This window comes from Actinophytocola sediminis, assembly GCF_054779715.1.
The window spans coordinates 75,263-95,361 of record NZ_BAAGXS010000024.1; the positions used below are offsets into that span (position 1 = coordinate 75,263).

Consider the following 20,099-nt stretch of genomic DNA (forward strand, 5'->3'; position numbering starts at 1 on the left):
TCGTCCTCCGATCGCGCTTCTCGCCCCGGCCCACTGTTGCGTTCGATGGGGCGGCGTCCCTAAAGTAGCAAAGCAAGTGCTTGATTTAAAGTTCTGGAGCCGGGGTTGAAGGAGGTGTCGTGGTCGGCATCGAGTCCTACGCCGTGTACCTGCCCGTGCCGCGCCTGGACCGCGCCGACGTGGCCAGCGTCCTCGGCGGGCGGGGAAAGGGGGCGCGCCCCGTCGCGTCGTATGACGAGGACGCCACCACCATGGGCGTGGCGGCCGCCCGTGCCGCGCTGCGCGGGGCCGGCGGTCTCGACAGCCTGTGGTTCGCCACCACGCGGCCCGCCTACCTGGAGAAGTCGAACGCGGCCACCGTCGCGGCCGCCGCCGGGCTCGCCGAGGACGTGGCCGCCTACGACCTGTCCGGCGCCCTGCGCGGCGGCGCGGGCGCGCTGCGCGCCGGCCTGTCGGCGGGTGCCGCCGTCGTCGTCGCGAGCGACCTCCGCTACGGCCTGCCCGGTTCGGCCGACGAGGCCGACGGGGCCGACGCCGCCGCCGCGCTCGTCATCGGTGCCGACCCGGTCGCCGAGCTGATCGGCTCGGCCTCCCTGACCAGCGAGTTCCTCGACCGGTGGCGGATCCCGGGGGAGGCCCGCACCCGGACCTGGGAGGAACGCTTCGGCGTGGAGGCCTACGTCCCCCTCGTCGAGCGGATCGTCGACGACGTCCTGGGCCGCTGCGAGCTCAAGCGTGAGCAGGTCGACCACATCGTCATCAGCACGCCGCACGCCCGCGCCAGGGCCATCGCGCGGCGCGGTTTCGAGGCGGTGCAACTGTCCGCCGTCGACGCGGCGGGCCTCGGCTACGCCGGCGCCGCCGACCTCGCGGTCGGCCTGGCGCTCGCGCTGGACGCCGCGTCCCCCGGCGACGTGGTCCTGGCGGTGACGGCCACCGACGGCGCCGACGCCTTCGTCTTCCGGGTGACCGAGAAGCACGCGACCAGCGCGCGCAGCGGGCTGGCGGACGCACCCGCCGGACAACCCGTGTCCTACGGCGACTTCCTCACCTGGCGTGGGCTGCTGCCGCGCGAGCCCGCCCGGCGCCCGGAGGTCAAGCCGCCCGTCCCGCCGGCCGCGCGCCGGACCGCCGCCTGGAAGTTCGGCTTCGTGGCCGCGCGCTGCGGCTCCTGCGGGTACCGCAACCTGCCGCCGCGCCGGGTCTGCCTGCGCTGCTCGGCCACCGATGGCTTCGAGCCGGTCTCGATGGTCGACGTACCCGGCCGGATCGCGACGTTCACCGACGACTGGCTCTCGGAGTCGGTCCAGCTCCCGGCCCATGTGGTCGCGGTCGACTTCGACGGGGGCGGCCGGTTCGAGTGCGAGATGACCGACGCCGTCGGTCGCGAGCTCGCCATCGGCGACCGGGTGACCCCGACGTTCCGGCTGGCGAGCGTGGCGGGCAACGGGGTCCGGAACTACGTGTGGAAGGTGCGCCCGCACCTGGGGGAGGACTGATGGGATCGCACGCCCTCACGACGCCGGTGGCCGTGGTCGGCATGGCCTGCACGAAGTTCGGTGAGCTGTGGGACCGCGACGTCGACGACCTGCTCGTCGAGGCGACGCACGGCGCGCTCGGCTCGGCCGGCGGTATCGGTGTCGGTGACGTCGACGCGTTCTGGCTCGGCTCGATGATCTCCGGGGTCTCCGGGCTGACCCTCACCCGCCCGCTCAACATCGCGCACAAGCCGGTGACCCGGGTCGAGAACATGTGCGCGACGGGCTCGGAGGCCTTCCGCAACGCCTGCTACGCCGTCTCCTCCGGCGCCTACGACGTGGTGATGGCGGTCGGCGGGGAGAAGCTCAAGGACGCGGGCTACTCCGGCCTGGAGATGCCAAGCGTGCCGGGCGACGGCACGCCGCCGGTGCTCAGCGCACCCGCGATGTACTCGATGATCGTGCCCGCCTACGCCCGCCGCTACGGCGTGCCGGAGGAGCGGATCAAGGAGGCGATGACCCACATCGCCTGGAAGAACCACGGCAACGGCGCCAGGAACCCGCGCGCGCAGTTCCGCAGGGAGGTGCCGAAGGAGACCATCGCCGCCGCGCCCACCCTCGCCGGCCGGCTCAGCGTCTTCGACTGTTCCGGGGTCGCCGACGGGGCGGCCGCAGCCGTGATCGTCCGCGCCGACGACGCGCTGAAGTACACCGACACACCGCTCTACGTGCACGCCCTGGCGCTCGACGCCGGCTCGGGCACCGGACGCCACGACAGCGACTACGACTACTCCGACCTCGCCGAGGCGGCGGTGTCGGCGCGGACGGCGTACGCGCAGGCCGGGATCACCGACCCGGCCACCCAGATCTCGCTGGCCGAGGTGCACGACTGCTTCACGCCGACCGAGCTGGTCCTGATGGAGGAGCTGGGTTTCTCCGCGCGCGGCAGGGCATGGCAGGACGTCCTGTCCGGCCGCTACGACCGCGACGGCGCGCTGCCGGTGAACATCGACGGTGGGCTGAAGAGCTTCGGTCACCCGATCGGCGCGAGCGGGCTGCGGATGATCTACGAGATGTGGTTGCAGTTCCGCGGGGAGGCCGGTGAGCGTCAGGTCGCCGACCCTCGGTTCGGGCTCGTGCAGAACCAGGGCGGCAGCCCCGGCGATCTCGTCAGCGCGGTGACCATCGTCTCCGGCAGCCGGCCTGATCCGCGGTGACCGTTCGACGACGCACGTTCCGTTAGGGTGGCCGAGCATTTGGACCGGTTACAGGAAGGCAGCGCAGCGTGAGTAGTACCCGTCGCCGCTCGACCGGCTCTCCCACGGGCGTGGCTCGCAAGGAGCTGATCATGCGTGCCGCGGCGAAGGTGTTCGCGGAGAAGGGCTTCGCCGCGGCCACCGTGCGTGACATCGCCGACGAGGCCGACATGCTCTCGGGAAGTCTCTACTACTACTTCCAGTCCAAGGAGGCGATGGTCGAGGAGGTGCTCGTCGAGTACCTCGACGCCATCATCCGCGGCTACGACGCGGCGGTGGCCGAGGCGCAGGGCCCCGTCGACGCGCTGGAGCAGCTCGTCGCGTGCGCCCTGCGCGGCCTGGTCGAGAACCGGCAGCACGTCACGATCCTGCAGAACGACTGGCACTACGTCGGGCCGATGGCGGGCATCGCCGAGCGCCAGCACCAGGTCGAGAAGGTGTGGCTGGAGACGATCCAGCGGGGCATCGACGCGGGCGTGCTCCGCGGCGACATCGACGCCCGGATGATCTACCGAACCATCATGGGCGCGATCCAGGCGGTCATCCGCTGGTTCAACCCGCGTGGCCGGGTCGGCATCGACCGGGTCATCGAGGTGCAGACCGCGATCCTGCTCACCGGGATCCGCACGGCCTGACAGGAGGAGTGCCTCGGCGGCGCCTTGTTGTCAGCGCTGAATAGCAAGCGCTTGATCTACCGCGCGGGAGGAGAAGGTCATGGCTGGTCTGGTGCTCAGCGCAGAGCTGTCGCCGGTGTTCGCCCGGTTCATGGACCAGCGCGGCCCGGTGGCGGTGAGCCGCCTGATCGGTGCCGAGCTGCCCGAGCTGTGGACCGGCCTGGTCGAGGAGGTCGGCGCCGCCGGCCTGCTCGTCGAGGACGAACACGGTGGTCAGGGGGCGACGCTCACCGAGCTTGCCGCCGCCGTGGCCGAGGCCTCGCGATGTGGCTGGACCGGTCCGCTGGTCGCGGCGTCCGGTGTCGCGGTGACCCTGCTGCGCCTGGTCGATCCCACCGACGCCACCGGCCTGCGCCGGGCACTCGCCGAGGGGCGGGTCGTCGTCCCCGCCCTGCACGAGGACGGGGCCGGCGCCGCCCTGGACGCGGCGGCCCAGCTGGCCGGCGAGAGCGCCACGCTCACGGTCACCGGGTGCAAGACGTTCGTCGACAGCGGGACCCACGCCGACGCGTTCCTGGTCACGGCGTCCGGTGCCGGTGGCGCGCTCGACCTGGTGCTGGTCGACGCGACAGCGCCGGGGGTGCGCGTCACGGCCATGGACGCGGTCGACCCCGGGCACGGCCTCGCCCTGCTCGACCTGGACGCCGCCCCGGCGGTGCGCTTCACCGGGGGAGCGCCGACCGCGGCCGCCGTGCACGACGCCTGGCTGACCGGCGCGCTGCTCACCGCGGTGGACGCCCTGGCCGCCGCCGACCGGGCCTTCCGGCTCGCCCGCGACTACGCCATCGACCGCAGGCAGTTCGGCCGCTCGGTCGCGTCCTTCCAGAGCGTCAAGCACAAGCTCGTCGACATGTACGTCGAGCTGGAGACCGCGACCAGCGCCGTGCTGGCCGCGGTGGCCGCCGCCGCGAGCGGGGCCGACGACTGGCGCTTCGCCGTGTCGGCGGCCAAGGTCCTGGCCGGGGACGCCGCGATGGTCGTGCTGCGCGAGGCGGTCCAGGTCCACGGTGGCATCGGGTTCACCTGGGAACACGAGATCTCCCACCACTTCCGGCGGGTGACGACCGCCCGCGCGCTCTACGGGACGCCGACCGCCCATCGGGTGCTGGTCGCCGAGGAACGGGGTTTCTGATGAGCGACGTGCCCACCCGGGTCGTGCTGCGAGAGGTCGGCCCCCGCGACGGCCTGCAGAACGAGCCGCCCGTGCCGACGGCCGGGAAGGTGGCGCTGGTCGACGCGCTCGGGACGACCGGGCTGACCGAGATCGAGACCGTCTCCTACGTGCACCCGAAGGCGATCCCGCAGATGGCCGACGCCGCCGAGGTGTGGTCGGCGGTGCGCCGCCGCGACGACGTGCGCTACTCGGCGCTGGTGCCCAACCTGGTCGGCGCCCGCCGGGCACTCGACGCCGGCTTCCGCGACATCGAGGTCGTCGTCTCGGCCTCGACCACCCACAACCTGCGCAACCTCAACCGCACCCCGCGGGAGTCGCTGGAGGCCATCGCCGAGGTCATCGACCTGGCCCACGCGTCCGGGGCGCGGTGCCAGGTGATCGTCGCGACCGCGTTCGGCTGCCCCTACGAGGGGGAGATCGCCGAGGACGTCGTCGCGTCCTACGCCGCCAGAGCCCGGCGCGACGGCGCGGACAGCATCTGCTTCGGCGACACCACGGGCATGGGTTCCCCGCCCAGGGTCCGCCGGCTCGTCGGCCGGTTCCGCGAGCTGGATGGCGGCGAGCCGCCTGCCCTGCACCTGCACGACACCCGGGGCACGGGCATGGCGAACCTCGTGGCCGGCCTGGAGCTGGGCGTGTGGCGGTTCGACGCCAGCGTCGGCGGCCTCGGCGGCTGCCCGTACGCGCCCGGCGCGAGCGGGAACATCGCGACCGAGGAGGCGGTGTACCTGCTCGCGGAGCTCGGCGTGGAGACCGGGGTCGACCTGGACCGCCTGCTCGACGTCGCCGCGCTCGCGCAGCGCCTCGTCGGCCGCGAACTGCCGTCCCGGCTGCTCAAGGCCGGGCCGCGCACCCGCCTGGCCAGCTGATCCCGGCCAAGCGAACCTCCAGGAGGAACCCCATGCCCCTCGACCCGACCCGGGTCGGCCTGGTCACCGGACCGCACACGGTGACCTGGACCGACAAGGACTCGCTGCTCTACGCCCTGGCCGTCGGCGCCGGCCAGGACGACCCGCTCGGCGAGCTGGCCTACACGACGGAGAACAGCGAAGGCGTCGCCCAACAGGTGATCCCGACCTTCGCGGTGGTCCTCGGCCTGGCCGAGGGCCTGCCGGACGTCGGCGACTTCGACCCGACGCGGGCGGTGCACGCCGAGCAGGAGTTCGAGGTGTACGGCCCACTCCCGGCGGCCGGCACGGCGCACGTCCGGACGACCGTGACCGAGATCTGGGACAAGGACCCGCACGCGGTCATGTGGACCGAGTCGGAGCTGGTCGACGCGGCGACCGGGCGCCGGCTGATGCGCGGCCGCCTCGGCGCGTTCTTCGGCGGGGCGGGCGGCTTCGGGGGCGAGCGCGGGCCTAGCCCGGTCTGGACCGCGCCCGAGCGGACACCGGACCTCGTGGTCGACTTCGCCAGCAGACCGGACCAGGCGCTGCTCTACCGCCTGACCGGGGACCGCAACCCGTTGCACGCCGATCCGGTGTTCGCGGTCCGCGGTGGTTTCCCGCGCCCGATCCTGCACGGCATGTGCACCTACGGCTACGTCGCCCGCCTGCTGGTCAACCAGCTCGCCGGCGGCGACGTGACCGGGTTGCGGTCCATGGGCGGCCGCTTCACCCGGCCCGTTCTCCCCGGTGACCGTCTGCGCCTGGTCGTGTGGCGCGCGGGCGACGACGGGCTCTTCCAGGTGCTGACCACCACCGGTGACCCGGTGCTCGACCGCGGCCGGTTCGTGCTGCACGCCTGATTCCCGTCTGTCACCGACCCGGGCGGAAATGCGGATATGCGGCCGCCGGCCATTGCGTGACTGGCATCACTGTGCCTAATATCAAGCACTTGCTTCACTTGGTTCAAGCGCTTGCTTGAACCGTTGGCCAGAAGGAGACGCGCGTGTCTCGACTCACCACCCACCGGCAGCGGCGCCGGATCCGCACGGGCGCCGCGGCGGTCACCACGGCGGCGCTCATCGCCATCTCCGGCTGCGGCGACGCGGGCGCCGGCGGCGACACCGAGTACCTCGTCGGCTTTCCCGCCCTCACGTCCGGGCCGGCCGCCTTCGCGGGCGTACCGATCACCGAGGGCGCCAAGCTCGCGGTCAAGGAGATCAACGACACCGGCTACCTCGGCGACGGCAGGACGATCAACCTCAAGATCGATGACATCAAGGGCGATCCGGCACAGGCCATCGCGCTCTACCGGCAGTACGCCGCGGACGGCGCGTCCGGGGTCCTGTGCTGCGGGCTGTCCTCGGAGGCGGGTGCGCTCGCCCCGATGATCAAGCAGAGCAAGGTCCCCGCGATCGTCACCTCCGCGATCCTCGACGGCCTCGCCGAGCCGCCCTACGTCTACCGCCCGGTGGTCCTGCCCGCGGCGCCGGGCGGCATCTACGACCAGTTCGTCGACACCGTCGTGCCCGCCGAGGACATCAGGACCGTCGTCCTGGTGGTCACCGCCGACAACGACGGCATGGTCGGGGACGCCAAGGTCTGGCAGGCCGCGCTGGAGCGCAACGGCGTGGATGTGGTCCGCACGATCAACACCGCGTCGGCCGACACCAACTACACCCAGGCCGCGACCGAGATCCAGTCGGTGGACCCGGACGCGGTGGTGGCCAGCATGCTCGGCACCCCCGCCGCGCTGCTGGCGAAGTCGCTGCGCGAACGCGACTACGACAAGCGCATCCTGACCAGCTACGGCGCCGACAGCGCGGAGCTGTTCAAGTCCTCCGGCGGCGGCCTCGCCGGCGCCCTGTTCGCCGTGCCCTTCCAGGCCGGCTTCACCGAGAACGAGCTCGCCACGTCCTTCGTCACGGACTACAAGGCCGAGTACGGCAAGGATCCCGACATGTACGGGGCGCAGGGCTACACCGCCATGTGGCTGATGGCCGAGGCGATCAAGCAGGCAGGCGACAAGGACCCGGCGAAGGTCGCGGCGGCTCTGGAGAAGATCAGCTCGCAGGACACGGTCTACGGCGAACTCGCCTACGAGGGCGGGCAGGCGAGCCTGAACGCCCCTGGCTCGTACCTGGAGCGCGACGCGGACGGCACGCTCGTGGAATGGACGGGCTGACACCCGCCGCGGGCGGGGGAGGGACGTCGATGGACCTCGGCATCGCCTGCGGCTTCCGGACGACCGGAGCGGAGACGCTCGGCACCGCGATCGCGCGCGCCGCCGCGACCGCCGAACAGGTGGGACTCGCCTCGTGGTGGGCAGGCGGCGACCGCGAGGCCGCCGCCTGCCGGGCACACGACCCGGCGCTGGGGTTGCAGCGCGTGGCCGGGGCGACCAGCCGGATCCGGCTCGGCCTCGCCGGCGAGCTGCTGTCCCTGCGCGGTGCCGCGGTCCGCGCCAAGCAGCTCGCCAGCATCGACTGGTTCGGCGACGGGCGGCTGGAACTGGGGCTCGACCTCGCCGGCCCGCCCGCCGTCCTGGCCGATCCGTTCCGGGACAGCGGCGACCACGTCGGGCGTGCCCTGGACAATCTCGGCGCCATGCACGCGCTGTGGACCCAGCGGCGCGCGTCCTACCTCGGCGAGCACGTCGCGTTCACCGGCGCGATCGCGCTGCCGAAGCCGGTGGGCGACCGGGTGCCCGCCACCCACCTGCGCGCGACCACGACCGAGGTCCTGGACAGGTACGTCACCGCCCACGGCGCACCGTCTGGCTGGTTGGCCTGGCAGGCCGACAGTGCCGAGTTGGTCGACTCGGTGGCGGTGCTCACCACCGTGCTCGGCGCGTCCGCCGAGGGCGTGCGGCGGACCTGGTGTGTGCCCGTCGCCGACCTGCCGGCGGCCAGGGAGGCGGTCGCCGCGCTCCCGGTCCGGGTAGACGAGCTGGTCGCCGTCCTCGACCACCTGCCAACCGACGACGAGATCGGCGCCATCGCGGCGTTCACCTGAGAGAGGAGCCCCGCGTGCAGATCGGTCTGGTCGACCTGTTCGACGGCAGCGCCGAGCGGAACCCGGACTTCATGGCCCGGTTCGGCCGCACGGCCGAGGAGCTGGGCTTCACCGGCATCTGGCTGCCCGAGCACATCGTGTTCTTCGACGAGTACACCTCGGCCTATCCCTACCCCGAGGCGCCGTCCGCGACCGACCCGGAGAAGGTCGAGCGCCACAACAGGACCGTCGACGGCACGGCCAGGGTGGAGGCCGCCGAGGACCAGGGGCTGCTCGACGTGCTCCAGGCCGCCGTGGAGGTCTGCGCGGCCACCACCCGGCTGCGGGTCGGCAGCTCGGTGCTGCTGCTGCCGCTGCGCAACCCCCGGCTGCTCACCAGGGACCTGATGACCGTGGCCGCGCTCACCGACGGCCGGGTCGATCTCGGCGTCGGCGTCGGCTGGTCGGCTGAGGAGTTCGCGGCCTGCCAGACCGATTTCACCACTCGCGGCCGCCGCTGCGGGGAGGGGATCGCCGAGCTCACCAGGCTGTGGGCCGACCCGGACGGCATCTACCCGGCGGACCCCACGCCGATGCCCAGGATGCTCGTCGGCGGGCACTCGCCGGCCGCGCTGCGCCGGGCCGCCACGATCGGGACCGGGTGGTACCCCTGGAATCTCACCCCGTCCCAGTTCACCGAGCACCACACGACCTACCGCGACGCGCTCGCGGCGGCCGGGCGGGACCGGTCCGCGCAGCACGTGATCGTCGGGCTCCGCTTCACCGGCGAACTGGCCGCCCTGCCGTCCGTCGTCGAGCGATACCTGGACCTCGGGGCCGACGGCGTCAACCTCTCACTGCGGATGGGCACCCACGACTACGCCGACACCATGCAGGCGGTCTCCGACACCCTGCGGCTGGCCGCATGAGCAGCCCGGTGCAAGCCTCGGAATCGAGATCAGGCCGAGTGCTCCCCAACCGCACCTCAGGGGAACGTGACGCAAGCCAGCCACAGGTACGTGACCAAACAGGACTCTCCTTCTCCAACGTGACCAACACAGTGAATTCCGGGGAGGCGGGACAGTTAATTCCGGGGAGGCGGGACAATGAGTGTTGACGTCGAGGACTTTCGTGCGGAGGTCCGGGCCTGGCTCGCGGCGAACGTGCCCGCCGAGCCGCTGCCGTCGTGGACCGAGCAGGCGGGCTTCGACCTGCACCGCGCCTGGGAGGGCCGGCTGTTCGCCGGCGGGTACGCGGCCGTCGACTGGCCGAGTGAGTACGGCGGCCGCGACGCCGGCCTGCGCCGGTCGATCGCGTTCGCCGAGGAGTACTACCGCGCCGGTGCGCCGGAACGGATCAACATGGGCGGCCTCTACCTGCTGGGACCGGTGCTGATGCAGTGGGGCACACCCGAGCAGCGCGCCCGCTGGATCCCCGACCTGCTGGCCTGCCACACGATCTGGTGCCAGGGCTTCAGCGAGCCCGGCTCCGGGTCCGACCTCGCCTCGCTGCGGACCCGTGCGGAGCGCGACGGCGACCACTTCGTCGTCAACGGCCAGAAGATCTGGATCTCGATGGGCGGCTTCGCCGACTGGATCTTCGCGCTGGTGCGCACCGACCCCGACGCCGGCCGCCGACGCAAACACGACGGCATCACGTTCCTGTGCATTGACCTGCGCTCGCCGGGGGTCGAGGTCCGGCCGCTGACGATGGTCGACGGCACCCGCGGCTTCGCGGAGGTCTTCTTCACCGACGTCCGGGTCCCGGTCGAGAACGTCGTCGGCGAGGTCGACCGCGGCTGGGCGGTGGCGATGTCGACCCTCGGCTTCGAGCGCGGCGCCGTGTTCGGCGACCACGCCAAGTTCGCCGGCGACGTCGCCGACCTGGCCGCACTCGTCGACGCCCGCGGCCTCGCCGAGGACACGCACGCGCTCGACGAGCTTGGCCGGGTCCTCGTGCAGGCCGAGGTCTACCGGGCCAACGTCTACCGGCTGGCCGCGCGGGCCGAGGCCGGCGGCGAGCTCGACAGCACCGCCAGCATCAACAAGGTCTTCTGGACCCAGCTGCAGCACGACATCTTCGACACCGGCATCCGGTTGCTCGCCGCGGACGGGGCCGTCGTCGGCGACCCGGGCTCACTGCCGGGCGCCGACCCCGCCACGCTGCGGGCGTGGTCGCGCTGGCACCACCGCTACTGGTACGCCAGGGCCGCGATGATCTTCGGCGGCACGAACGAGATCCAGCGCAACATCATCAGCGAGCGGGTGCTCGGCCTGCCCATGGAGCCGCGACGATGACCGCCAAGGACACCCTCGACCAGGACCGGCGCCGGCTCGTGGAGCTGACCGACGACATCCTGGGCCGCCACTGCGGGCTCGATCATCTCCGTGCCCGGCTCGACGACGGCACGGCCCACACCGCCGGGCTCTGGGGCCGGCTGACCGAGACCGGCCTGGTCTCCGCGCTCGTCGCCGAGGAGCACGGTGGCGCGGGACTGTCGCCGGCCCACCTGTCGGGCGTGCTGCACAGCCTCGGCCGGCACGCGGTTCCCGAGCCGTTCCTGGAGACGGCGGTGCTCGCCACGTCCGTCCTGGGCGCCCTGCCCGGTCCGGTGGCCGACACGTGGCTGCGCAGGATCGCCGAAGGGGACGCGATCGCCGTCGTTCGCCTCGGCGAGCTGACGCCGTTCCTCCCGTACGCCGCCGACGCCGACCTACTGCTGGACCTCGCCGCCGACGGCACGGTCCTGGCCCACCTCCGCGAGGAGTTCGCGGTCGTTCCGGTGCCCTCCCTGGACCCGTTGCGGCCCCTCGCGCGGGTCACGCCCGCCGGCGGGGGCACATTTCTCGGGCAGGACAGCGCTGTCCTCGCCAGGACGCGGTCGCTCGCCATGGCCGGCGCCGCCTGCCTGCTCGCGGGCGCCGCCCAGCGGCTGCTCGAGCTGACCGTCGAGTACGTCGCCGTCCGCGAGCAGTTCGGCCGGCCGGTCGGTTCCTTCCAGGCCGTGAAGCACAAGGCCGCCGATCTCGCGGTCATGGTCGACATGGCCACCGCCGCGGCACTGTCCGCCTTCGACGCCGTCGACGACCAGGACGGACCGCGCCGCGCCGCGGCCGCCAAGGCCTACGCCGGTGACGCGGCCGCCAGGGCGAACGTCGACGCACTGCAACTGCACGGCGGGATCGGCTTCACCTGGGAGTACCACCTGCACATCTGGCTCAAGCGGGTGATGGGCCTGGCCGCGTGCTACGGCACGACGACGGCGCTGCGCCGCGACCTCGCGCGCGAGCTGCTGGCCCGCGTCACCGAGGAGCGCCGAGGATGAGCCAGCTGGGGTTCTGGCGCTTGGCCGCGGTCGCGCCCGACGCCGTGGCCGTGGTCGAACCGGACGGCACCCGCCTGACCCGAGGCGAGCTGCTGGCCATGGCCAACGCGACCGCCCGCGTGCTGCGCGGGCTGGGCCTGGAACGCGGGGACCGCGTCGTGGGCGTGGTCGCCAACGAGTCGTTGGCGATCGCGCTGGTGCTCGCCTGCCAGCAGGTCGGCGCCTACTACGTCCCGGTCAACCCGGCGTTGACCCCGACCGAGGTCGGCCACATCGTGCGGGACGCCGCCCCGGTGGCGCTCCTGTGCTCGCTCGCGCACGCCGACACCGTGCGCGCGGCCGCCGACGCGGTGGGCCTGACCACCGACCGGCGGTTCGCGTTCGGCCCGGCGCCGGGTCTGCGTGACCTCACCGCCACGCTCGCCGGGCTGCCGACCGGACCGGTCGACGACCGGTCGCCGGGCTCCTACCTTGCCTACACCTCCGGCACGACCGGCAGGCCCAAGGGCGTGCTGCGCCGGCTGCCGGAGGGCGATCCGGACGACGTGTTCGCCGCCGGGGCCGCCTGGCAGCTCGGCATGTTCGGCATCACGCCGCTGGAGGACGGCGTGCACCTGGTGACCTCGCCGCTGAGCCACACCGCGGTGAGCGGACTGGCCGTCACCTCACTGCACTACGGGCACGCGGTCGTGCTGATGGACCGCTTCGACCCCGGGCACGTGCTCCGCCTGATCGAGGAGCACCACGTCACCACGACCCACCTGGTGCCGACCCAGCTGCACCGGCTGCTGCGCCTCCCCGAGGAGGTCCGGGCGGCGTATGACGTGTCCAGTATGCGCAACCTCGTGCATGGCGCCGGTCCGTGCCCGGAGTCGGTGAAGCGGGCGGTCATCGCGTGGTTCGGGCCCGTGGTGTGGGAGTACTACGGCGCGACCGAGGCGGCCGGCACCGCGATCACCAGTGCCGAGTGGCTGGCGCGCCCCGGCAGCGTCGGCCGCCCCCAGCCCGGCGCCGAGGTGCGCGTCCTGGACGCGGACGGCGAGCCGGTGCCGGCCGGACGCACCGGGAGGGTCTACCTCCGGATGGGCGCGCACGCCTTCTCCTACCGAGGGGACGACGCGAAGACCATGGCCAGTCGGGTCGGCGACTTCGTCACCGTCGGGGACCTCGGCCGGCTCGACGAGGACGGCTACCTGTACCTGCTCGGCCGCACGGCCGAGGTGATCGTGCGCGGCGGGGTCAACATCTACCCCGCCGAGGTCGAGGCGGCGCTACTGGAGCACCCCGACATCCAGGACGCCGGCGTGATCGGCCTGCCCGACCAGGAGTGGGGCGAGGTCCCCTGCGCGGTGATCCAGGCCGTGCCCGGCTCCCCGCTGGGCACCGGCGACGTCGATGCCCAGCTGGCGCCGTTCCTCCAGGATCGCCTCGCGCGCTACAAGGTGCCGCGCCGCTACCAGCTTGTCGCCGAGCTGCCACGCGGGGCGAACGGCAAGCTCCGCAAGCACCTGTTGCCCGCTCTCGTCACGGAAGGGACCCCGTGAAACCCGTTCCGCTGCCCACCCCGGACACCCAGGAGTGGTTCGACCGCATCGACGCCGGTGAGCTGACGGTGCCGCGCTGCACGGCCTGCGCGTCGTTCTTCCTCTACCCGCGCGGCAACTGCCCCCGCTGCGGCGCGCGCTCGGTGGAGCTGGTCCCGGCCGATGGCCACGGCGTGCTGCTGTCGTTCGTGGTCAACCACCGTGCCCCGCCCGGCTTCGAGGCGCCCTACGCGCTGGGCGTCGTCGCCCTGGCGGAGGGCCCGCACCTGACCGGCGTGGTCCGCACCGACCACCCGGACCTGCTGGAGGTCGACACCGCCGTGCGGGTCGCCTTCGAGCGGCGCGGTGAGCGCCGGATCGTCTGCTTCGAGGTGGTCACATGAACCTGCGTGGCGCGATCGCGATCGTCGGTGCCGCGGAGAGCACCGAGCTGGGCAAGATCCCGGGCGCCTCCGCCCTGCAACTGCACGTCGACGCCGCGCTCAACGCGCTGGCCGACTGCGGCCTAACCCCGGCCGACGTCGACGGGGTCGCCTCGGCGGGGGAGCTGCCGGTCGACGTCGCCGACTACCTGGGCATCGTGCCGGAGTACCTGGACGGCACGAACGTCGGCGGCTGCTCGTACATGCTGCACGTGCGGCACGCCATGGCCGCGATCAGCGCCGGGCTGTGCGAGACCGTGCTCGTGACGCACGGCGAGTCGGGGCGCTCGCGGGTCGGCATGGTGCCCTGGGCGCCCGCGCCCCAGTCGTTCATGGCGCAGCTGGAACTGCCGCACGGACCGGCAGGCGCGCCGTCGCTGTTCCCGATGGGCGTGCGGCGCTACATGGCCGACTACGGCATGACCCGGGAGCAGTTCGCGATGGTCCCGGTCGTGCAGCGGCGGTGGGCCGCGCTGAACCCCCGCGCCAAGCTGCGCGACCCGATCACCGTCGAGGACGTGTTCGCCTCGCCGGTCATCGCCGATCCGGTGCACCTGCTGCACTGCTGCCTGGTCACCGACGGCGGCGGCGCGCTCGTGCTCACCTCCGCGCGGCGGGCCGCGGCGCTGGACCTGCCGAACCCGCCCGTCTACGTGCTCGGCGCGGGCGAGTCCAGCGAGTCCTCGGTCGTCTCCGGGCTGGCGAGCCTGACCTCCTCGCGCGCCGTCCGCATTGGCGGCGAGCGCGCGTTCGCCCAGTCCGGGCTCGCGCACGCCGAGGTCGACCACCTGATGATCTACGACGCCTTCGCGCACGTGCCGATCTACGGCCTGGAGGATCTCGGGTTCGTCGGGCGCGGTGAGGCGCCGGCGTTCATCGCGGAGGGCAACACCGCGCCGGGCGGCGCACTCCCGCTGAACACCAACGGCGGCGGCCTGTCCTACACCCACACCGGCATGTACGGCATGTTCGCGATCCAGGAGTCCGTGCGCCAGGTCCGCGGCGTGGCCCCCGCGCAGGTCGACGGTGTCGACGTCAGCGTCTGCACCGGCGTCGGCGGGATGTTCATGAGCTCCGGCACGCTCGTGCTCGGCAGCGCGGCGACCCTCTGAACGCTCAGGGCAGCGCGGTCTCGCCATCGGGGAGGAACAGCACGAGGGCGGCGCGGACGGCCGTGCACACCAGCACGCCGTCCTGGTTGAGGCCGCGGTGCTCGAGGGTGACGATGCCCTGGCCGGGCCGGGAGGCCGACGGGCGGCGGTCCCTGATCTCGGTCTCGCAGTAGAGCGTGTCGTTGATGAAGACCGGCGCCGGGAAGGCGATCCGGTCGAAGCCGAGGTTGGCGATGGTCGTCTTCTGGGTGAGGTCGGGCACGCCGACGCTGCACACGATGCCCAGGGTGAGCAGGCTGTTGACCAGCCGCTGGCCGAACTCCGACTCCGCCGAGCGCACCGCGTCCAGGTGCAGGCTCTGGGTGTTGATGGTCATGCCGCAGAACAGGACGTTGTCGGCCTCGGTGATGGTGCGTCCCGGCTCGTGCTTGAACACGTCGCCCGGGATCATCTCCTCGTAGTAGCGGCCGCGGCGGGTGTGCACGGTCATGGTGTCTGGCTCCCTCGGTCGGGTTCGGTTCGGGTGCGCAGGCCGTCCCGGTGGTCGGGGTGCGCGACGGCCGCGATGGCCTCGGCGCGCTCGGCCTCGGTGGCGCCGCGCAGCCAGGCGACGCCGTACTCGGTGACCACGGCGTCGGGGGTGTGGCGGGCCAGCGAGACGATGCCGGCGCCCAGTCGCGCGACGATCCGGCTGTGCCGGCCGTCCGGGGTGGTCGAGGGCAGTGCGATGACCGACAGGCCACCGTCCGAGCCGAAACCGGCCTCGACGAAGTCGGCGCCGCCGCCGATCCCGGACACCTGACGGCTGCCGACCAGCTCGGAGCCGACCTGACCCGCGAGATCGACCTCGATCGCCGAGTTCACCGCCACCAGGCGCGGGATTCGCGCCAGTACGCGGGGAGCGTGCGCGACCCGGCTGTCCCGCAGCACGATCGCCGGGTTCCCGTCGGCGAACTCCATCAGCGTGCGCGTGCCCATCAGCTCGGCGGCGGTGATCGCGGGGGAGTCGCCGACGTCGGTCCAGCGCAGCAGCCCACGGGCGAAGAGGTCGACCATCGCGTCGTTGGCCATGCCGACGATCCGCACGGGTCCGGCGCCGCGCTCGGCGAGGAAGGCGGTGATCGCCTCGGGGACCGCGCCGATGCCCAGCTGCAGGGTCGGCTCGGGGGGCAGCAGGTCGAGCACGTGGGCGGCCACCCGGTCGCTCACCTCGTCGCGGACGGCGGCGGGGAACTCGCAGGGCGGGGTGTCGGCGTCCACCAGCACGTCGATCCGCGAGACGTGCAGCATCGAGTCGCCGGTCGTGCGCGGGGTGTGCGGGTCGACCTCGGCGATGACCAGGCCCGCCCTGGCGACCGCGTGGCACACGTAGCTGGCCGACGGCCCGAGGCTGCACCAGCCGTTGCGGTCGGGCGGGGAGACCCGGACGAGGGCGACCGAGGTCTCCCACTGGTCGAGCAGGCCGGGGACGGCGGACGCGCGCGCCGGGACGTAGTCCACCCGGCCGGGGGCCAGCGCCGCCCGCGCCGGGCCGTAGGGGTGCCAGGTGCGGTACCGGAGCAGCCCTTCGGCGGCGGCGTCGAGGAACGGGTAGCTCCCGAGCTGCAGTCCGGAGTAGAGCGTCGGCTTGCCGAGCAGGTCGGCGGCGCCCGCGAGGTGGTTGAGCAGCGTCTCGGGCGTTCCGCACCCGGGGCCGGCCACGATCGCGGCGCCGGGAGGGATGCCGCGTACGGCCGCGCTCGGGGTGCGGTGGGTGGGCAGCCGCAAGGGGCACCTCCTCGTCCGGCTTTCGTGAACGTAGTCCGCGAACTGAATTTAAGCAAGTGCTTGATTTATGTCATTGACAAGGCCCGTTGTGACGTGACTTACTGCACTTCAAGCGAGCGCTTGATTTAGCGAAGTGGCTGGACCCGGTGTCGCTCGTCCAAGGAAGGACCGTTCCGTGCAACTGCTGATGCAACAGCTGCTCAACGGCATCGCACTCGGGGCGGTCTACGCGCTGTTCGCGGTGGGGTTCTCGCTGATCCTGGCCAAGATGGGCATCCTGAACGTCGCCCACGGCACGTTCGCGACCTGGGGCGCGCTGTCGTCCTACTGGCTGGTGGCCGAGCAGGGGCTGAACTTCTGGGGCGCCCTGGTGCTCGGGGTGGTCTTCGCCGGCGCGTTGGGCGTGGCCGCCGACGTGGTCGCCTTCGAGCCGCTGCGCAAGCGCGCCGCGGGCACCTTCGCGCCCATCATCGCCAGCATCGGCATCTGGATCGTGCTGCTCACCTTCGCCGAGGCCTTCAGCGGCCCGACGGCCACGAGCTACCCGACCGAGTCGGTGCCCACCGAGCCGATCCGGTTCGCCGGGCTGCTGCTGTTGCCCGCGCAGCTGATCAGCGTCCTGGCGCTGGTGGTGATCGTGACGGCGGTGCACCTGCTGCTCACCCGCAGCCGGTTCGGCGCGGCCGTGCGGGCGGTGTCGGTGGACCCCCGCTCGGCGACCATCGTCGGCGTCAACGCCCGCCGCGTGCTGATCACGGTCGCCTTCCTCGCCGCCGCGATCGCCGGGCTGGCCGGCGTGCTGGCCGCACTGGCCGACAACAACGTCTCGTTCGGCATCGGCGAGGCCCTGCTGCTCAAGGGCTTCGCCGCGGTCGTCGTCGGCGGCTACGGCGACATCCGAGGGGCGGCCCTGCTCGGCGTCGCCATCGGCGTGCTCGAGGTGATGAGCGCGCAGTACATCTCGTCCGGCTTCCGGGACGCGATCACCTTCGGCGTGCTGTTGGTGGTCCTGGTCTTCCGGCCGCAGGGCATCTTCGGCGAACGACAGCTCGTCCGCGCCTGAGGAAGGAGAGCCGCTCATGAGTACGACAGCCTGGCTGACCACCCTGCAGTTCGCCGGGGTCAACGCGCTGTTCGCGCTGGCGGTCTACGCCTCGCTGTGGACGGGGGTGCTGAGTCTCGCGCCGGTCTTCTTCGGCGCGGTCAGCGCCTTCACCTTCGGCTACGTCGCCGGCACGCTGGGCATGTCGCCGTTCCTCGGGCTGCTGCTCGGGGCCGCCCTGGGTGCGGTCCTCGGCGCGGTGACCGCCGGGCTGCTGATCCGGCTCGACAGCCACTACCTGGCCATGGCCACCATCGCCATGGTGCTGATCGGGCGGGTGCTGATCCTCAACCTGCCGGCGCAGACCGGCGGCGCGACCGGCACCCTCGTCCCGGGCGAGCTCGGCACGTGGGCGTGGCTGATCGGGACCCTGGTGGTCGCCGCCTATGTGCTGGCCCGGCTCGCGGGCTCGCGCTTCGGCCTCGCGGCCGACGCGGTCCGCGAGGACCCCGCCGTCGCCGAGACCCTGGCGATCTCGCCGCGCCGGATCCAGTTCGTCGGCATGGTCATCTCCGGGGTGCTCGCCGGGGTCGCCGGCATCCTGCAGTCGAGCTTCCTGCGCTACATCGGGCCGGACACCTTCTACACCCACCTCGGCTTCGTCACCCTGGCGGCGGTCGTGCTCGGCGGCGCGTTCCACTGGCTCGGGCCGATCGTCGGCGCGATCGTCTTCACGATCCTGCCCGAGCTGCTGCGCGAGCCGATGGGGGAGTACGACCGGGTCGTCACCGGGGTGCTCCTCGTCGTGATCATCATCTACATGCCGCGCGGCCTGGTCGACGTGCGGCGCCTGCGGCTGGTGCGCTCGCGCTGGTGGCGGCCCAAGGGCCGGGAACCAGGGGAACCGGACCAGCGGCAGCCCGTCGGCGCGGAGGTGGCCCCGTGACCGGGCTGGCGGTCGACATCGTCGGCCTCACGAAGGCGTTCGGCGGCCTCACCGCGGTCGACGACGTCACCATCCAGGTGCCCCCCGGCCGGATCCACGGCATCCTCGGCCCCAACGGCGCCGGCAAGACGACGGTGCTGAACATGGTGAGCGGCTTCATCCAGGCCGACTCCGGCAAGCTCGACGTCTTCGGGCAGGACATCACCCGGATGCGGCCGTTCCAGATCGCGCGCCGCGGCGTCGCGCGGACCTACCAGAACATCCGCCTGTTCCCCGGCCTGACGGTCCTGGAGACCGTCGTAGCCGGCGCCTACGCGCAGCGGAAGTCCACGATCGCCGGCGCGCTGCTGCTGAGCGGGGCCGAGCGCCGGGAACGCCGGGAGATCCGGGAGCGCGCGGCCGGGCTGCTCGCCAAGGTCGGCTGCCGGGCGCCGCACTCGGCGCTGGCCGAGACGCTGTCCTACGGCGACCAGCGCCGGGTCGAGATCGCCAGGGCGCTGGCGACCGACCCCAGGGTCCTGCTGCTGGACGAGCCGACCGCAGGCATGAACGACGCCGAGTCCCAGCAGGTCGGTCGCCTGCTGGTCGAGCTGCGCGAGTCCGGTCTGACGCTGATCCTCATCGAGCACAACATGCGCCTGGTCGAGGACTTCTGCCACACCGTCTCGGTGATGAACTCCGGCGCGGTGCTGGCCGAGGGCGCGCCGACGTGGTGCCTGGAGCAGGACGAGGTCAAGGAGGCCTACTTTGGCAAGCGATCCGATGCTGCGCGTATCGCGACTCTCCGCCGCGCACGGCGCGGTCCAGGCGGTGCGTGAGGTCGACCTCGAGGTCGCCAAGGGCACCCTGGTCGCCCTCATCGGCTCCAACGGCGCGGGCAAGACGACGACGCTGAACACGATCGCCGGCCTGCACAAGCCGTCGGCGGGCTCGGTGACCGTCGACGGCCGCGACATCACCGGGTGGGCCTGTCACAAGGTGGTCCGCTCCGGGGTGGCGCTGGTGGCCGAGGGCCGCCGGGTGGCGCCGCCGCTGACCGTGCTGGAGAACCTCGAGCTGTCCGCCTACAGCGGCCGCACCACCAAGGCCCAGCAGCGCGAGCGGCTGAGCGAGGTCTTCGACCTGTTCCCCCGGCTGGCCGACCGGCGCGGCCAGCTCGCGGCGTCGATGAGCGGCGGGGAGCAGCAGATGCTCGCCTTCGGTCGGGCGCTGATGACCCGCCCGAAGGTGCTGCTGCTCGACGAGCCGTCGATGGGCCTCGCGCCCTCGATCGTCGACGTCCTGTTCCAGACCATCGAGACCCTGCACGGCAGCGGCGCGACGATCCTGCTCGTCGAGCAGAACGCCGAGCTCGCCCTGGCCGTGAGCGAGCGCGTCTACGTGCTGCAGCGCGGCCGGATCGTCACCGACGGATCCGCCGAGGCCGTGCGCGGCAGCGCGGAAGTCATGTCCGCCCTGTTCGGCTGAACCAGAAGGAG

At 72.6% G+C, this 20,099-nt stretch carries 20 protein-coding genes; 18 read left to right on the forward strand and 2 right to left on the reverse strand.

What is annotated here, in order from left to right:
* Window positions 1-119 precede the first annotated feature (119 nt).
* The 14 genes from ACYVIP_RS16635 to ACYVIP_RS16700 all read left to right on the forward strand — a co-directional run bounded on the left by ACYVIP_RS16635 (window position 120) and on the right by ACYVIP_RS16700 (window position 14,866).
* Window positions 120-1,499 carry a hydroxymethylglutaryl-CoA synthase gene (locus ACYVIP_RS16635; protein ID WP_460397121.1) on the forward strand — a complete coding sequence of 460 codons (1,380 nt, stop codon included), beginning with the start codon at window positions 120-122 and terminating at the stop codon, window positions 1,497-1,499.
* The gene (locus tag ACYVIP_RS16640) at window positions 1,499-2,695 is read left to right on the forward strand and encodes an acetyl-CoA acetyltransferase (protein ID WP_460397123.1); all 1,197 of its coding nucleotides are present in this window, start codon (window positions 1,499-1,501) and stop codon (window positions 2,693-2,695) included. Before ACYVIP_RS16635 ends, ACYVIP_RS16640 begins: the two co-directional genes overlap by 1 nt.
* 131 nt (window positions 2,696-2,826) lie before the next feature.
* The gene (locus ACYVIP_RS16645) at window positions 2,827-3,369 is read left to right on the forward strand and encodes a TetR/AcrR family transcriptional regulator (RefSeq protein ID WP_460397125.1); all 543 of its coding nucleotides are present in this window, start codon (window positions 2,827-2,829) and stop codon (window positions 3,367-3,369) included.
* A gap of 79 nt (window positions 3,370-3,448) precedes the next feature.
* Complete coding sequence (locus tag ACYVIP_RS16650; protein ID WP_460397127.1) at window positions 3,449-4,540, forward strand: acyl-CoA dehydrogenase family protein; 1,092 nt, start codon at window positions 3,449-3,451, stop codon at window positions 4,538-4,540.
* On the forward strand, window positions 4,540-5,451 hold the full coding sequence (locus ACYVIP_RS16655) for a hydroxymethylglutaryl-CoA lyase (protein WP_460397129.1): 912 nt from the start codon (window positions 4,540-4,542) through the stop codon (window positions 5,449-5,451). The genes ACYVIP_RS16650 and ACYVIP_RS16655 overlap by 1 nt, the downstream gene beginning before the upstream one ends.
* A gap of 32 nt (window positions 5,452-5,483) precedes the next feature.
* Window positions 5,484-6,332 (forward strand): MaoC family dehydratase, encoded by an 849-nt coding sequence (locus tag ACYVIP_RS16660; protein ID WP_460397131.1) that lies wholly within the window; start codon window positions 5,484-5,486, stop codon window positions 6,330-6,332.
* A gap of 143 nt (window positions 6,333-6,475) precedes the next feature.
* A complete protein-coding gene (locus tag ACYVIP_RS16665; protein WP_460397133.1) occupies window positions 6,476-7,654 on the forward strand; it encodes an ABC transporter substrate-binding protein in 1,179 nt (392 codons plus the stop codon).
* Entirely contained in the window at window positions 7,642-8,484 is an 843-nt protein-coding gene (locus ACYVIP_RS16670) for an LLM class flavin-dependent oxidoreductase (RefSeq protein ID WP_460397135.1), read from the forward strand. The genes ACYVIP_RS16665 and ACYVIP_RS16670 overlap by 13 nt, the downstream gene beginning before the upstream one ends.
* Before the next feature lie 14 nt (window positions 8,485-8,498).
* Complete coding sequence (locus tag ACYVIP_RS16675) at window positions 8,499-9,392, forward strand: LLM class flavin-dependent oxidoreductase (RefSeq protein WP_460397137.1); 894 nt, start codon at window positions 8,499-8,501, stop codon at window positions 9,390-9,392.
* A gap of 177 nt (window positions 9,393-9,569) precedes the next feature.
* Window positions 9,570-10,760 (forward strand): acyl-CoA dehydrogenase family protein, encoded by a 1,191-nt coding sequence (locus ACYVIP_RS16680; protein WP_460397139.1) that lies wholly within the window; start codon window positions 9,570-9,572, stop codon window positions 10,758-10,760.
* The gene (locus tag ACYVIP_RS16685; RefSeq protein WP_460397141.1) at window positions 10,757-11,788 is read left to right on the forward strand and encodes an acyl-CoA dehydrogenase family protein; all 1,032 of its coding nucleotides are present in this window, start codon (window positions 10,757-10,759) and stop codon (window positions 11,786-11,788) included. Before ACYVIP_RS16680 ends, ACYVIP_RS16685 begins: the two co-directional genes overlap by 4 nt.
* Window positions 11,785-13,332 (forward strand): AMP-binding protein, encoded by a 1,548-nt coding sequence (locus ACYVIP_RS16690; RefSeq protein WP_460397143.1) that lies wholly within the window; start codon window positions 11,785-11,787, stop codon window positions 13,330-13,332. Before ACYVIP_RS16685 ends, ACYVIP_RS16690 begins: the two co-directional genes overlap by 4 nt.
* Window positions 13,329-13,715, forward strand: coding sequence for a Zn-ribbon domain-containing OB-fold protein (locus ACYVIP_RS16695; protein WP_460397145.1), 387 nt, complete (start codon window positions 13,329-13,331; stop codon window positions 13,713-13,715). Before ACYVIP_RS16690 ends, ACYVIP_RS16695 begins: the two co-directional genes overlap by 4 nt.
* Window positions 13,712-14,866 carry a thiolase C-terminal domain-containing protein gene (locus tag ACYVIP_RS16700; RefSeq protein WP_460397147.1) on the forward strand — a complete coding sequence of 385 codons (1,155 nt, stop codon included), beginning with the start codon at window positions 13,712-13,714 and terminating at the stop codon, window positions 14,864-14,866. Before ACYVIP_RS16695 ends, ACYVIP_RS16700 begins: the two co-directional genes overlap by 4 nt.
* Before the next feature lie 4 nt (window positions 14,867-14,870).
* Here the strand turns inward: ACYVIP_RS16700 and ACYVIP_RS16705 are convergent, their stop codons facing one another.
* Both ACYVIP_RS16705 and ACYVIP_RS16710 read right to left on the reverse strand, forming a co-directional pair.
* Complete coding sequence (locus ACYVIP_RS16705; protein WP_460397149.1) at window positions 14,871-15,356, reverse strand: MaoC family dehydratase; 486 nt, start codon at window positions 15,354-15,356, stop codon at window positions 14,871-14,873.
* Window positions 15,353-16,633 carry an acetyl-CoA hydrolase/transferase family protein gene (locus ACYVIP_RS16710; protein ID WP_460397151.1) on the reverse strand — a complete coding sequence of 427 codons (1,281 nt, stop codon included), beginning with the start codon at window positions 16,631-16,633 and terminating at the stop codon, window positions 15,353-15,355. Before ACYVIP_RS16710 ends, ACYVIP_RS16705 begins: the two co-directional genes overlap by 4 nt.
* Before the next feature lie 175 nt (window positions 16,634-16,808).
* Here ACYVIP_RS16710 and ACYVIP_RS16715 point away from each other — a divergent pair, with 175 nt between their 5' ends.
* From ACYVIP_RS16715 to ACYVIP_RS16730, 4 genes are read left to right on the forward strand one after another with little or no spacing between them, the layout of a single operon-like run.
* Window positions 16,809-17,696: a branched-chain amino acid ABC transporter permease gene (locus ACYVIP_RS16715; protein ID WP_460397153.1), complete on the forward strand. Its 888-nt coding sequence runs from the start codon at window positions 16,809-16,811 to the stop codon at window positions 17,694-17,696.
* A 16-nt stretch (window positions 17,697-17,712) separates the two neighbouring features.
* Window positions 17,713-18,621, forward strand: a complete 909-nt coding sequence (locus ACYVIP_RS16720) for a branched-chain amino acid ABC transporter permease (RefSeq protein ID WP_460397155.1) — start codon at window positions 17,713-17,715, stop codon at window positions 18,619-18,621.
* Window positions 18,618-19,439: an ABC transporter ATP-binding protein gene (locus ACYVIP_RS16725; protein WP_460397157.1), complete on the forward strand. Its 822-nt coding sequence runs from the start codon at window positions 18,618-18,620 to the stop codon at window positions 19,437-19,439. The genes ACYVIP_RS16720 and ACYVIP_RS16725 overlap by 4 nt, the downstream gene beginning before the upstream one ends.
* Complete coding sequence (locus ACYVIP_RS16730; RefSeq protein WP_460397159.1) at window positions 19,384-20,088, forward strand: ABC transporter ATP-binding protein; 705 nt, start codon at window positions 19,384-19,386, stop codon at window positions 20,086-20,088. The genes ACYVIP_RS16725 and ACYVIP_RS16730 overlap by 56 nt, the downstream gene beginning before the upstream one ends.
* The last annotated feature ends 11 nt before the right edge of the window (window positions 20,089-20,099 follow it).